This window comes from Bacillus sp. z14 (2026) (genome assembly GCF_058313575.1).
The window spans coordinates 798,773-814,129 of sequence record NZ_JBZFQK010000002.1 but is presented as its reverse complement, the minus strand read 5'-3'; the positions used below and the strand labels follow the sequence as shown (position 1 = coordinate 814,129).

Annotated in this window: 10 protein-coding genes and 1 riboswitch; of the genes, 7 read left to right on the top strand and 3 right to left on the bottom strand. The window is 35.9% G+C overall.

Annotated features, from left to right (window positions below; all coding sequences use genetic code 11):
- Positions 1-195: 195 nt before the first annotated feature.
- Positions 196-322: riboswitch (cyclic di-AMP (ydaO/yuaA leader) on the bottom strand.
- Between the two features lie 428 nt (positions 323-750).
- Both AC4G3O_RS10005 and AC4G3O_RS10000 read left to right on the top strand, forming a co-directional pair.
- The gene (locus tag AC4G3O_RS10005) at positions 751-2,052 is read left to right on the top strand and encodes an NCS2 family permease (protein ID WP_066100075.1); all 1,302 of its coding nucleotides are present in this window, start codon (positions 751-753) and stop codon (positions 2,050-2,052) included.
- 132 nt (positions 2,053-2,184) lie between these two features.
- Positions 2,185-3,411 carry an aminopeptidase gene (locus AC4G3O_RS10000; protein ID WP_491136112.1) on the top strand — a complete coding sequence of 409 codons (1,227 nt, stop codon included), beginning with the start codon at positions 2,185-2,187 and terminating at the stop codon, positions 3,409-3,411.
- A 154-nt stretch (positions 3,412-3,565) separates the two neighbouring features.
- Here the strand turns inward: AC4G3O_RS10000 and AC4G3O_RS09995 are convergent, their stop codons facing one another.
- Positions 3,566-5,326 (bottom strand): ABC transporter ATP-binding protein, encoded by a 1,761-nt coding sequence (locus AC4G3O_RS09995; protein WP_139891185.1) that lies wholly within the window; start codon positions 5,324-5,326, stop codon positions 3,566-3,568.
- Positions 5,327-5,636: 310 nt separating this feature from the next.
- On the opposite strand from AC4G3O_RS09995, the gene AC4G3O_RS09990 reads away from it, so the two are divergent.
- From AC4G3O_RS09990 to AC4G3O_RS09975, 4 genes are all read left to right on the top strand, one after another.
- A complete protein-coding gene (locus tag AC4G3O_RS09990; RefSeq protein ID WP_491136111.1) occupies positions 5,637-6,083 on the top strand; it encodes a MarR family winged helix-turn-helix transcriptional regulator in 447 nt (148 codons plus the stop codon).
- A gap of 14 nt (positions 6,084-6,097) precedes the next feature.
- Positions 6,098-7,828 (top strand): ABC transporter ATP-binding protein, encoded by a 1,731-nt coding sequence (locus AC4G3O_RS09985; protein ID WP_491136110.1) that lies wholly within the window; start codon positions 6,098-6,100, stop codon positions 7,826-7,828.
- Positions 7,825-9,678 carry an ABC transporter ATP-binding protein gene (locus AC4G3O_RS09980; RefSeq protein WP_139891187.1) on the top strand — a complete coding sequence of 618 codons (1,854 nt, stop codon included), beginning with the start codon at positions 7,825-7,827 and terminating at the stop codon, positions 9,676-9,678. Before AC4G3O_RS09985 ends, AC4G3O_RS09980 begins: the two co-directional genes overlap by 4 nt.
- A gap of 236 nt (positions 9,679-9,914) precedes the next feature.
- Positions 9,915-10,598: a Na-translocating system protein MpsC family protein gene (locus AC4G3O_RS09975; RefSeq protein ID WP_491136109.1), complete on the top strand. Its 684-nt coding sequence runs from the start codon at positions 9,915-9,917 to the stop codon at positions 10,596-10,598.
- A gap of 1,014 nt (positions 10,599-11,612) precedes the next feature.
- Here AC4G3O_RS09975 and hmpA read toward each other — a convergent pair.
- A complete protein-coding gene (gene hmpA / locus AC4G3O_RS09970) occupies positions 11,613-12,824 on the bottom strand; it encodes an NO-inducible flavohemoprotein (protein WP_066100099.1) in 1,212 nt (403 codons plus the stop codon).
- A 166-nt stretch (positions 12,825-12,990) separates the two neighbouring features.
- On the opposite strand from hmpA, the gene AC4G3O_RS09965 reads away from it, so the two are divergent.
- Entirely contained in the window at positions 12,991-13,443 is a 453-nt protein-coding gene (locus AC4G3O_RS09965; protein WP_066100101.1) for an RrF2 family transcriptional regulator, read from the top strand.
- A 1,286-nt stretch (positions 13,444-14,729) separates the two neighbouring features.
- Here AC4G3O_RS09965 and AC4G3O_RS09960 read toward each other — a convergent pair.
- Entirely contained in the window at positions 14,730-15,260 is a 531-nt protein-coding gene (locus AC4G3O_RS09960) for an NADPH-dependent FMN reductase (protein ID WP_066100107.1), read from the bottom strand.
- Between the last annotated feature and the right edge of the window lie 97 nt (positions 15,261-15,357).

Genomic DNA, 15,357 nt, shown 5'->3' with positions numbered 1-15,357 from the left:
CGGAGATCACTCTGTGTTTATATTGACTTTAAAGGACGACCAATGAGTATACGTTTTATTGATGAAACCACTCTGCTCACCCGCTTTTATTATTAAGAAATTAATAAATTAATAGCTTTATCAACAAAAAACGCCTGCAAGCCATCAATAAATAGACCTGCAGACGTTATATTAGTTTCGTCTCACAAGTTCCACCTTCCTTCTCATAAAACGCTGAGGAGTTAGCTGTCGGATTCGTGCCTACTGAGTAGCCCTACCATAATGGATTCACCCCAGAACACAATGTGTCCCCCGCGCAATTATGCTTAAGCGATTTAGAAATTAGAAACTTTGATAATAATACTCCCGATATGAAAAATGTAAATATTTTCATCTACTAATTTTTGTATATTTTTAATTTATTCACATAAATTTCTTTTTGTTTTTTGGTCACAGTCTACTTTGTATTTCAACCTATACAGAAGTCACAAAAGTAACATCAACCATTTACAAATCAAAGTCCTGAAATGTTGAAGCACTATTCATAATGACTTCTAATACTAACAATCAGTTTTAGTATGATAATGTTTTAAATATCAACCTCATAACTAGGATAAAGCCTCTCTTTAATCCTCATATTATAAGTAGTTATTGCAAATAATTAATATAATTATTAATTTGTGGTTGAAAAATAACCTAAAAGCGAATATTATATTAAATGTCGTCAAAAACGTTCGCTTTTTTAAAGGTGAATAGATGGAGGTATACGAATTGTTAGACAAATTTTTCTCAATTAGCCAAAACGGGTCTACTGTTAAAACGGAAGTTTTAGCTGGTATAACTACTTTCTTTACAATGGTGTACATTGTAATAGTTAACCCGGCAATCCTTTCCGCTTCAGGAATTCCCTTTAATCAGGTATTTATTGCTACCATTATCTCGGCAGTAATTGGTACTTTAATTATGGGCTTGTATGCAAAATACCCAATCGCCGTTGCGCCAGGTATGGGAATAAACGCTTACTTTACGAGTGTTGTTGCGACACAAGGACTTAGCTATCAAGTGGTTTTAGGCGCAGTATTTATCGCCGGACTTTTATTTATGTTATTAAGTTTTAGTAATTTACGTGAAAAGATCATTAATTCCATCCCTCTTTCTATTAAATATGGAATTACATCCGGTATTGGTTTATTCATAGCGTTTCTTGGTTTTAAACAAGCACAAATCTTTGTCGCAAACGAAAGCAATCTTGTTGGTTTAGGTGATTTAACTGCTCCTGTTCCATTATTAACAATTGCCGGTTTATTCATTACCCTTATTCTTATGGTAAGAAAAGTACCTGGTGCTTTGTTTATTGGAATGATTATTACAGCAATTATTGGCTATTTTACAGGCATGCTGGACATTACAGCCAAGCAATTACTCCCTTCACTTCCAGAAGGAATAGCATTTTTTGATTTAGATCTCGGTGGTGTATTCACTAACAGCTTATACGCCGTTGTATTTTCATTCCTACTCGTAACGATTTTTGACACAACAGGTACAATGGTGGCTGTATCCGAACAGGCCGGATTATTAAAAGACGGTAAGTTTCCTAGGGCAAAGCAAGCTTTCCTTGGTGATTCTATCGCTACTACTGTTGGTGCTGCTTTTGGTACAAGTCCTTCAACAGCATATGTAGAATCAAGTACAGGTGTTGCTGCCGGTGGTCGTACTGGTTTAACAGCAGTAGTTGTTGCTATATTGTTCAGCTTAGCATTATTCTTCTCACCATTTATTGGAGCCATCTCAAACTTAGCTTCCATTACAGCTCCTGTTTTAATTATTGTTGGGTGCTTTATGATGGAAGGTATATCAAAGATTAGATGGTCTGAGTTTGATGAAGCTTTTACAGCATTTGTTATTATTCTTGCGATGCCTTTAACTTCAAGTATCTCTACTGGAATCGCATTTGGATTTATTATTTATCCAATCTTGAAATTAGTTGGTGGCAAAGCGAAAGAAGTTCCACCTCTTGTTTACATCTTTGGTGTACTATTCCTTATTCAATTGGTCTTCTTAGGAGGACATTAATAAAAATGCTATATAGAGCTGGATTTCTTATAGATCCAGCTCTATATTTTTATCCCAATAAATTTTGATATTTTCTGATATCTAGATGATATACTTTTATAGTAAATAATATTGTATGGGGAGGATTAATCCATGAATAATTTTGAAGAAAAATTAGATCGTTATGCTGACTTGACTGTTAAGAAAGCTGCTAATGTACAAAAGGATCAAATTGTATTCATCATATCCACTATTGAAACTGCACCATTTACACGTAAACTTGTTAAAAAAGCCTATGAAGCAGGTGCAAAGCAGGTTTTTGTGGAATGGAGTGATGAAGAAATTAACCGAACGAAATATTTGCTGGCACCTGACGAGGCATTTACTGAATTTCCTTCATGGATGGCTGCCTCCAGAAACGAAATGGTTGAAAGAGGTGCAACTTTTATAACGATTGTCTCTCAAGATCCGGATTTGCTGAATGGGATCGACTCAAATCGGATCGCTAATTTTCAAAAGGCTGCAGGTAAGGCTCTCAATAATTTACGCGAAGCAATGCAGTCCAATAAGATCAGTTGGACAGTCGTTGCTGCTGCAGGTGAGGGTTGGTCCAAAAAAATATTCCCTGGACAAGAAAACAGCTTAGATTTACTTTGGGATGCCATCTTTTCTTCAGTCCGTGTTGATCAGGAAAATGTTATCCAAGCATGGGAGGAGCATCTTGATACATTAATCAGTAAAGCTGATTATTTAAATAACAAAAAATATAAATACATACACTATAAAGCACCTGGTACGGATTTAAGAATTGAACTTTCCGAGAAACATAAGTGGTGCGCAGCAGGAGCTAAAGACTCAACCGGCAAAGAATTCGTAGCCAATATGCCTACTGAAGAAGTATTTACGATTCCTTTAAAAAATGGAGTAAATGGCACGGTTTCAAGCACAAAACCGTTAGCTTATGGCGGCAATGTAATTGATGAATTTACGTTAACATTTGAAGAAGGAAGAATCGTAAATGCCGTGGCAAAAAAAGGAGATAAAATTTTAAATCATCTTATCAATGTTGATGAAGGAGCTAAATACCTGGGTGAAATTGCGCTGGTACCTCACCATTCACCGATCTCTGAATCAAATATCTTATTCTATAATACGTTATTTGATGAAAATGCTTCTAACCACCTCGCCATTGGAGCTGGATATCCATTTTGCCTCGAAGGTGGAGAAGAAATGAATATCGAACAATTGCATAAGTATGGGGTAAATATCAGCCAAGTGCATGAGGACTTTATGATTGGTTCAGCTGATATGGACATTGATGGAGAATTGCCTGATGGTACACGTGAGGCCATATTCCGAAATGGGAATTGGGCGTTTTGATTCTATTTACAGGTTTATAACCCTTAAATAATAGTAAAATTGCTTTTAAAAAAACCAAAACGCGCTTAGTAAAATATTTCTAAGCGCGTTTTGGTTTCGTTTAGCTAGTTGTTCATTCTTAAATATCAAAAAAAATTGTTATGCTTTGTGCAATTTATGCCTTCTCTTTTAAATTCTCATTAATTTTTAATTGCTGTGTTGCGAATTCATGGTAGAGCTTGTGAGTTTGCATTAATTCTTCATGTGTTCCTCTACCTGTAATTTCACCTTTTTCAATAAATAACAACTGATCGGCATTGACGACGGTTGATAATCGATGGGCAATAACGATTGTCGTCCTCCCTACCATTAGTTTATTTAATGCAGCCTGCACGATTTGTTCAGACTGGCTGTCTAAACTTGATGTGGCCTCGTCTAGCATTAGAATACTTGGATTTCTCAATAACGCTCTTGCTATCGCAATTCGTTGGCGCTGTCCTCCTGACAGCTTCAATCCCCTCTCCCCTACATCCGTTTGGAATCCTTCTGGAAGCTGCTGAATGAATTCAAGTGCATGAGCCATTTCAGCTGCTTGCTCCAGTTCAGCGGAGGTGACTTCCCTTTCCAAACCATAACATATATTATCCTGGATCGTACCTGCCAACAGCGGGCTTTCTTGAGATACATACCCAATATGCTTCCGCCACGATTGCAAATTGTATTCACCGATAGGAATTTCACCTATCCTGATTGATCCCTCACTTGGTTCGTAAAAGCGTTCAAGCAATTTAAACAGAGTCGTCTTCCCTCCACCGCTTGGTCCAACAATCGCTGTTACTTTTCCCGCTTCAATCTTTGCATTTAAATGACGAAGAATTAAAGACTCCTCTGCATATCCAAATGATAAATCATCGAGAACGATATCGACATTTGCTTTTACTAGTTCTTTCCCTTTGAGTAAATCCTCTTCTTTTTCATTCAGGATTTCAATTATTCTCATGGTTGCTCCCATCGAACGCTGCAATTGAGTAAAAAATGTCGTAATTTGCCCCATAGGCATAATAATTTGAAAAATGTAAAGAATAAAAGCTACAAGCGAACCTGCTGTAATAATTCCGCTCGCTACCTGCATACCGCCATACCCAATAATTCCTACTAGAGCAGCCATTAGCACTAATGTGATAATTGGTGAAACAAGAGACTGGGTCTTCGCTTCTTTTAAACCAAGAGCGAACAACCGGTTTACACCTGACATTCCCCTATTATATTCAATTTCTTCTGCATTGGATGCCTTGACTAAGCGGATTTCAGGTAGGACCTGATTTAATACCCCTGTAAATCTACCAGTTTCAGCTTGGGTCTCCTTCGAGATATTAAGCATAATTCGGCCAATTGGTATTAAAATCATGGCTGCTATTGGGAAAACAATAAATATTAACAGGGTTAATTTCCAGTTCATGATAAATAATATCGTTATAGACCCAATAACTGAAATCATTCCAGTAATAGCCCCAACTAAATGGGTAGTTATCAATTCTTTGACGACCATTGTGTCATTTGTTAATCTGCTAATCATTTCCCCTGAACCATATTTGTCAGAGTACGATACAGGCAGCTTAATCAACTTTTTCCATAATAAATCCCGCAAGCCTGCAATGATTTTTTGACCATTATATCCAAGTGCATAGGTCGCGTATGCACTTAAACCAGCTTGAGCAATAAACACCAATACAATTATGAGAATCTGACTTTTAGATAATGAAGACATACTGAAGCCGTCTACCAATTCCTTTGTTAACAATGGAATGAGCAACCCAATAAGGGTAGTAATAATACTCAGACCGAGTGCAAAACCAAGTCTTCCATATGAAGGGTTCGTTGCATGCAATAACCGAAAAAAGCGTTTATAACTCCCCTTCTGTTTTCTTTCTTTCATAAACTTTCTTCCTCCTGAGTTTAGCTTCTATATATAACGTTACCGAAGAACTGATATAAAGACAATCCCAATTATGTAAAACATTGGGATTTTAAGCTGAATTTAATATGTTTTATACATTATACATTTTTTCATTTCCTATTTCTTTTATTTAACAGACCTACAAAACCATCGTATTTAATTTGTCATATTTTACACTTTCTGAAACTGTATAGCTATATTGACTTGTATATATTATATAAATATAATTTTATTTGCTTTTAATTTGGTTACTTAACTATTAGGAAGACTTTGTTTTAGAGGTGGAGGTATGACAGTTAACAAAGACCGATCAGTTGAAAAATTGATCAGGGCTTTTACACAGTTTGACAAATTGGATTGGGAAAAGAAAACAATAAAAGGATATAAACCAAGTGAAATAAGAGTTTTGACATGTATCAAAGAAAAAACTCAACATATTACCGAGATTAAGGTATCCGAGATCAGCAAGCAGTTAAATGTTAAAATGCCATCTGTTACCCCCATTTTAAATAAGCTGGAACAGCATAACCTAATTACCCGCAGAATTGATAAAAATGATCGCAGGGTGGTACTGGTTACATTAACATGTGAGGGAGATTCTGTAGCAGATGCAGCACTTGCTAAATTACATCAAACTTTTACCCTTCTAGAGGAATATATCGGATTAAATGATAGTAAGGAACTCACCCGATTATTAACCAAAGTGTATGAGTTTTTTAATGAAAATCAGTATTAAGGAGTTGTTAATTTTTGAGGAAATTGTTTCGCTATTTAGCACCGTATAAATTACCGATTGTTTTTATATTCGCATTGGTATTTATACAGTCATTATCAGAATTATTCTTACCCACATTGATGTCTGACATCATCGACAAAGGTGTCATTAATCAGAACATACCATACATATGGAAAATTGGCGGATTTATGCTTTTGGTTGCTGCAGTTGGTACGCTTTGCTCTATTACGGCAAGTTACTTCAGCGCCAAAGTATCCATGTCATTTGGCAAAAATCTTCGCTCCAGAGTATTCTCCCATGTTGAGAATTTTTCACTTCATGAATTTGAACAAGTTGGTACTGCTTCCTTAATTACAAGAACAACCAATGATATAACACAGGTACAATTGGTCCTTAACATGATCCTTAGAATGATGATAATGGCACCTTTAATGGCTATTGGTGGCATTATTATGGCCTTTTCAAAAGATTCCGAACTATCCTGGGTTATCATCCTTGCGATTCCGGTCTTAGTGGGCGTTATTCTTTTTGTCATCTGGAAAGGCGTCCCTCTATTTAAACTGGTTCAACGCAGATTGGATGCTGTAAACCGTGTCATTCGCGAAAATTTGACTGGTGTCCGTGTCATTCGTTCCTTTAATCGGATCAATTTTGAAAAGGAACGTTTTAAGAAGGCCAACAAAGACTTAAGAGACACTACTATCAAAGTGAATAAATTAATGGCTACACTTATGCCGCTCATGATGCTGATTATGAACTATACAACCATTGCGGTTGTTTGGTTTGGTGCAATCAGGATTGATCATGGAGATATGCAGGTCGGTGATTTAATGGCCTTTATTCAATATGCCATGCAAATTATGTTCTCCATGGTTATGCTTTCCATGATGTTTGTCATGATTCCTCGTGCTTCTGCTTCCGCAGCTCGTATTAATGAAGTATTGGCGATTAAGCCCACTATTAAAGATGAGCCAATTAAACATGAAGCTAAACCAACTAAAACTGGCTACCTGGAATTTAAGAATGTTACATTCAGCTATCCAGGTGCCGAAGAACCTGCCTTAAAAGGCCTTTCATTTAGCGCTGGTCCTGGTGAGGTTACAGCCATTATCGGCGGAACTGGTTCTGGGAAATCAACATTATTAAAGCTGATTCCTCGTTTTTATGAACCGACTGAAGGCAGTATTTATCTTAATGGAATCAATATTAAGGAACTGGAATTAGTGGATTTACGTAACCGAATTGGTCTAGTTCCTCAGAAAGCTGTTTTATTCACCGGTACCGTAAAGGAAAATATCCTCTACGGAAATGAGAATGCCAGTGATGAGGAAGTCATCCATGCTGCAAAAGTCGCACAAGCCTATGATTTTGTTTCTAATATGAAGGAAGGCTTTGACTCTCCTATTTCTCAGGGCGGTACAAATATTTCCGGAGGACAAAAGCAACGTCTGTCCATTGCGAGAGCCTTGGTTCGAAAACCGGAAATCTATATGTTTGATGACAGCTTTTCTGCACTGGATTTCAAAACGGACGCTAAGCTGCGGAAAGCTTTAAAAAGTGAAACCACGGAAGGAACGGTTTTATTGGTTGCCCAACGTGTATCTACGGTTATGGATGCCGATCGTATCATTGTATTGGATGAAGGAAATGTTATGGGAATTGGTACACATGAAGAATTACTAAAATCATGTGATACCTATCAAGAAATTGTGAAGTCACAGCTTTCTGAGGAGGAGATTGCATGAGCAGAATGACAAGAAGACAATCAAATCCGGGATTTGGTCCTCCAGGTGGTCCAGGAGCACCGATACAAAAAGCAAAAGATTTTAAGGGTACGTTAAAACGATTAATTCGTTATTTAGCACCTTATAAATTTCGCCTTTTAACTGTATTGCTGGCTGCAATCCTCAGTACGGTTTTCACCATTGTCGGCCCAAAAGTATTAGGTAAAGCGACAACCAAAATATTTGAAGGCATTATGGAAAAAATGTCAGGTATTCCTGGCGCAGGCATCGATTTTGAGTATATCATTCGAATTCTCTTCCTACTCGGCGCCTTATATTTGTTTAGCTCAATCTTCGCCTTTATCCAGCAATATATTATGGCAAGCGTTGCTCAAAATACGGTATTTACATTAAGAGAAGAAGCTGAAGCTAAGGTATCTCGGCTGCCTTTAAAGTATTTTGATGGAACAACTACAGGTGAAACTTTAAGCCGGATTGTGAATGATATTGATAATATCAGCACTACCTTACAACAAAGCTTAACACAGCTTATTACCAGTGTAGTAACGATTATTGGTGTTATTATTATGATGCTGTCGATCAGCCCGGTTATGACAGGAATTCTTCTTTTAACATTACCTTTAAGCGGAGTAGTCGCTGTATTTGTAGCCAAAAAATCTCAAACCTACTTTGCTGGCCAACAAAAATCACTTGGAAATTTAAGTGGCCATGTTGAAGAAATCTATACTGGACATGAGGTCGTGAAAGCCTTTGGCCAAGAGGAAAAAGCTTTGGAAGAGTTTGAGGCAATAAATGAAAAATTATACGAATCATCCTGGAAAGCACAGTTTATTTCAGGTGTAATTATGCCCTTCATGCAATTTATCGGAAACATCGGATATGTACTCATATGTGTAGTTGGCGGTATTTTTGTTACAAACGGAAGAATAACAGTTGGTGATATACAGGCTTTTATACAATATGCACGCCAATTCACACAACCGATTACTCAAACGGCGAATATCGCTAACATTATTCAATCTACTGTTGCTTCTGCAGAACGTGTATTTGAACTGCTAGATGAGGAGGAGGAGGAAGCAGAAACAACGAATCCACAAATGATTTCTCATCCAAAAGGACATGTGGTTTTTGATCATGTTGCATTCGGATATAAGCAGGATCAGCTATTGATTGAAGATATGAATCTTGATGTCAAACCAGGGCAAAAAGTAGCCATAGTAGGTCCGACCGGTGCAGGTAAAACAACAATGATTAACCTGTTAATGCGTTTTTATGAATTAAATGGCGGAAGCATAAAAATTGATGGTGTCGATATTAAAGAAATGAAACGCGGAGATCTCCATGGATTATTCGGTATGGTTCTTCAGGATACATGGCTCTTTAATGGTACCATTGCAGATAATATTGGCTATGGTCGTGAAGGTGCCACTCGTGAAGAAATTATTGAAGCAGCCCAAGCAGCTCATGCCGATCATTTTATTCGTACATTGCCAGAAGGATATGAAACTGAATTAAATGAAGAAGCATCCAATATATCACAGGGTCAAAAACAATTGCTTACAATAGCTCGTGCCATTTTAGCAAACCCTTCTATTCTAATCTTGGATGAAGCAACAAGCAGTGTTGATACAAGAACTGAAATCTTTATTCAGAAAGCGATGAATCGCTTAATGGAAAATCGTACAAGCTTTGTGATCGCTCACCGTTTATCCACGATTAAAGATGCAGATTTAATTCTAGTAATGAATAAAGGAACCGTCATTGAACAAGGTACTCATGATGAGTTGCTGAGACAAAATGGTTTCTATGCGGATCTTTATAACAGCCAGTTTGCAGATGAAGCCGTATAAAACAAATGTGCCGGGAAGAAAACTTCCCGGCATATTTGATAATATTAAATATTATTTCCGCAGCGCCAAAGTTTGACCAATCATCCCTCTCATGTCCTAATCGTTTCTAGATGTTTTCGTTGACTTTAATCTTTTAATTCAGACTAAAATCCCCTGTAATAAGTCTTTGTCTGATGTTTCAAAAAAATTACTTAGGGATAAATGATAAGAAAGTCACAAAGCCTGAGGTGTATGATATGGAAATAACAAAAGCCGAAAAAGACATTAGCAGTTATATAGGAAGAATGCTAAGAGAAACCTTCGGACGGGGCCCCAGCCACGTTATTTGTACGTTATCGTCTCCTACTCTTGCTGTGCATCTTGCCGATTTCCTTTCCCCTATGGAGAAATCCTTATTGGCTAATCAAGATGGTGAAGTTTACGTGCAAAAGAACCGGGACCTTCTCATGGAAACCATAATCAAAGACATCACCTCCTATATTGAAGCAGCATTAGGAACAAAAGTTGATGAATTCTTTTATGATTGGAATTTGCAAACTTCGACTGGCATGTTTATTATTACGCTATCAAAAACAGAAACGAGCATCAGTGATTATAGAAATAGAGAGAAAGTCGAACGAGAATTAGCGAAGGTTACCAAGCTTGCTCAAAAAGAACCAGTGGATATCTATTCAACTATGCTCAATAAGCGGCAGCTGATGATTGTCCGAAAAGGTATAATGGTTCCGATCGAAAAGGAATTGATCAAGTTCGGCTTTACTGAACAATTAACGATCGCGAAGCGGGATTTGGAGAAACGTTTGATAATAGAGCATAAAAGAAACTTCGAGAACTATTTAAACACCAAAATAATCGATAAATTTACTTTTTGGAATTTCGAGAAAGATACTAGCTATATTATTTTCATTTTGCAAAGTTGATTGGTTGATTGACAATAACCCCCATCTGCGATAAAGTTATCTGTAACATCTTAATAAAATAACTGATAGCAATGAGTGGGCATAGAACCATACATAAGTCAGGAAAGGATTAATAAATTTGTCCTTTTCTGGCTTTTTTTATGAATAAATTCAAAAAAAAACAGGGGATGATTACCTATAAATATGGAAGATTGTATACTAATAAAGAAGGAACTATTAGACAGATTAGATTCGTTTAAGAAACAGAAATTATTAGGCAGCCACATAATTAAACGGATGGAAATGGAACATTATATAGAAAATGTTGCAAGCTCTTTATCAATTAATTATAAAAAAGAGTCAAATTCGACTAACACTGTTTATTATTTCTGTATCAATGAGAGTCAATTACAATTGAAATTCTTGTTTCGCTACGGTACATATTATACACGACACCAAATTATTAACCGATATGAATAGAGACTGATTTTATCGGGTGATCCTTTTATTAAGTATACTGACTATCTAGCCATTCAATCAGCTACCTTTATGAAATGTCAATGCAAACATATGAAATGTACATATAGACTAAAAGAAACCTGGTTTTTGTGTACAGCTGCAGATTAATCATTTAGGGTTAACCAGCTGAGATAGTTGTGTCTCTGAACATACCGATTTAAGGCAAGAAGTATTAGATTAATCCTTAGGCACTTCATTTGAATGTCTTTCACTAAACAAATGACGGTAATTAATACCTGATCAACAAACGCACTAAAGGTGCTTGAGGAATTCTTCTTATTGTTTTTTATAATCTTTATCTCTGTATATTCCTTTACCATCCTCCCCTCTTTTAATCTATTAAACCAATCAATTCAGCGCACACTTTTAGTAATGTTTGGGATCGTTATAGAATAATAAAATCATGGTGAGTTACGGAGACAAAACATATTCTCTGCTGATTTTCACAACAAAGAGTTTAACAGACGAGGAATTTATAAAAAATATGCCAGGAATAAACTTCCCAGCATGTTTTTTTCACACTTTTTCTGTTACTGTTTCGATTTTCATGGAAGGTCCAAAAAATTCAAACCGTACTTTTTCTTGCGGTACGCCTAGTTTATAAAGCATTTGAATGACACCTTGCATAAATTCGACTGGCCCACAAACATAGAAAATTCCATTCTGATCTAATTGCCTCAATACCTCTTCATTGATTCTGCCTATTTTATAATTCTCCTCGATTACATCAGCTTCTTCATTATAAAAGTTGATTGTCATATCATGCATTTGCCTGTTTAACATGGAGAGCTCATCAGCAAATGCTTGAAGCTTCCTGTTTTTAAACGCGTGTATCAAAGTAATTTTTCTTAATGATTCCTGTTTATAAAGTGTATTCAACATACTAATAAATGGCGTTATCCCTACTCCGGCAGCTATAAAGGTAATTGGCTCGGTGTCCTCTTCTAAAGTAAAATCTCCCGCTGGTACCGTTAGTTGTACTATATCACCCGTACAAACTTCCTTATGCAGGTAATTAGATACTTTACCATCAGGATTGTCATGCATACTTTCACTTTTTACAGAAATTCGATAGTATTCACCATTGGATACATTCGTTAAGCTATATTGGCGATTCATCATAAACTGTTCTCCTGGAATTTGAACCCGAACAGTTATATATTGGCCCGGTTCAAATTCGGGTATTGCCAGCCCATCGGTTGGTTTTAAATAGAAGGAAGTAATACCGTCACTTTCCCTCACTTTCTTTATGACTTCAAATTCTCGATAGTCTCTCCAACCACCAACCTTATTTTCCGCTTCTTCATACATTTCACGTTCAACCCCTATGAAGATATCAGCGATTGCCCCATAGGCCTCTTCCCACGCTTTTAAAATATCATCTGTAGCCGCATCACCTAATACTTTTTTAATAGCCAACAATAAATATTTTCCTACAATCGGATAATGCTCAGGTTTAATCATTAAACTACGGTGTTTATGTGCAATTTGTTTTACAACCGGCAGAAGCACTTCCAATTGATCGATATAATAGGCCGCAGCTGTTACCGTATTTGCTAATGCAGTCTGCTGTCTGCCTCTTTTTTGATTTGCATGATTAAAAATATTCAAAAGCTCAGGATGTGCTTCAAACATCGTTTTATAAAATACCGTAGTTATTTCCTTACCCCTTGTTTCCAATATTGGTGCAGTTGATTTCACAATTTCGATTGTTTGAGTAGACAACATATAAAAATCCCCTTTTAAAGATGTATTTGAAATACATCTTTAATTTTACTCTATTGGAAAGTAAAAGCAATATTTCAGATACATCTTTTCTGTGAACTTTCTTTGGAAGCCTATTTATGTATGGTAGTATTAAAGATGAGTAGATAATCTGAAGCGGGGCGTGACTATGCGATTAACAAATTTCAGTGACTATTCCATCAGGGTGCTTATGTACTTGGCAAGTCATCCCGATCGATTAGTAAATATAAAAGAAATTGCTGATGCCTATGGCATATCCAAAAATCATTTAATGAAAATCATATACCAGCTGGGCAAGTTAGGTTATATAGAAACAATACGTGGGCGTAATGGCGGCATGAGACTGGCAATGAAACCTCATGAAATCAATATCGGGGGTTTAGTAAGAAAAACTGAAGAAGATTTTAACATAGTTGAGTGTTTTTCTGATCATAATACATGTCCCATCTCTCCTGTTTGTACGTTGAGAGGTATTTTAAATAAAGCATTGTATGCTTTTTTAAACGTATTAGATGGCTATACACTCGCAGATATATCTCAAAACAAAGAAGTGTTAGCTCAATTTCTAGGAGCTTATTCCGAAGTAAACAATGATTCGTAAAATCCACTTTAGAAATAACATTTATGATACAAATCTATTTAAAAGGCAGTGCGGCAGTCATTTATGGCCTGTTGCACTGCCTTTTTAGACAAATTATATTTACGTACCACATTAAATCGTTGAAGAGAACCGTCCTATATTAAATCTTCATTCTTCTATCATCTAAATTCCAATAATCATAATCGTTCGCTGTGAGAGTATTATAGATAAGCAAATAAAAAAACGAGGCTGGGAAATAACTTGAAAACAATCCTGTAGACGAACGATATCTAAATTAATCTTACTAGACTTTGTTGCTTATTAAAGAGTTAAGTTTGAGAAAAAAGTCTGTTCCATTGGGCGCTTCGGGTCTTAAGCCTCCTCTACTTCCCAAGGAGTCGAGTGGCTTCCGTTCCATTCCACTTGATATGAATAATCGTATGCAGAATGAACCTTTCTATTGAAGACAATTAAAACGCAACCTAGCCGGCGAATATCCAATTGAAATATCACCTAATAGTTTGGGTTTATCATTAACTGAAATACTTGTCCCAGCCTCGCCTCTCTTTAAAAGGCAGTAAGTTTTTCTCTTTGATATCATGGTCTATTTTAGACCATTTATCATTACCTGAAGCTTTTTTGAATGTCATTCTATGCGAAGGTTGGAACCTACGAAAGGAAATTCGTCGTGATACAATTTTTACTATAAACAATCTCGGTCTAATTCTATACCTTTAACAGGAACTTGATACTAACCATTAGTCTTAAGGGTTATAATTTACATAATATTTTGAATGTGGAAAAATTTTAACGGTGAATTAACAGAATCTTTTGTGATATTATTTAAATATAACATCATGAGGAAAGAAGGTGATATAGTGTGCGCTCAAAAAAAATATAATGAATTATTAAATGAATTGAGAAAAAATTATCAAATGTACTATGATAACCGGTCCATATCACACAAAGATTTTTATAAACGACGCGTACATTTAATTATGAAACTTCGTACATTGGATATCAATGAAGATAAATCATTAATAAGCGATATTTCAAACTATTCATCTGATTTTAATAAACACAATTAACCCTTTCATATAAATTGAATGAAAAAGAGATTGAGCAGTTTAAAAATCAATTCAATCTCTTCATCCAATTCTCTGTAGGAAGAAAATCTCTTACTTTTTTATGTCTTAGTAAGTCGTCTACTCCTATCTTTATCTTGAATGCTCTATATTCTATTGAAATGCTAGGAATGCAGATACCATTTTTCTCATTCACATTTAGTTAGAGGATCTGATAAAATTTTAGTGAATCTCCTTTAAATCAATAACTTCCTGAGCCAATGCTTGGATCCTATTATTCTCCTCTTCATTTACAATTTTATTGCCAGGTCCAAAGCAGCTTGTATGTAAAAATACATTATTAAATGGTATTATCGCTTTGAAATAAGATAATATCGGTTTTAATTGGTACTCAGTTACTAAAAAGTGTTTTTCAGATCCTCCATTCGTAACAATTCCTACCACTTTTCCTTTAAAACAATCCGGAGCTAAATGATCAAATAGATTTTTTAGAACACCCGGTATCGACGCCTGATAAATGGGTGTACCAATTATTATAATATCCGCATCGTTTAGTTTATTGACTACCGTTCGGGTATCCTGATTATAGGATGAAAAAGGAATGCCTCTTACAAATTCCACATTATAATTTCTAAGATCTATTAATTCTGTATCTAATTGATTATCTATTTTGTTTACAGCTGCCAATACCTCTTCCACTGATTTAGGTGTTTTTTCACCAATTATGGAACCTGATAATCCTATTACTTTCATTACCTATTCACACTCCCACTCCATGCATCGCCATATTTTGTTATTTCTATACTTTTATCATACTTTTTGGAAGACGGAATATCTACTATTTCTGCTT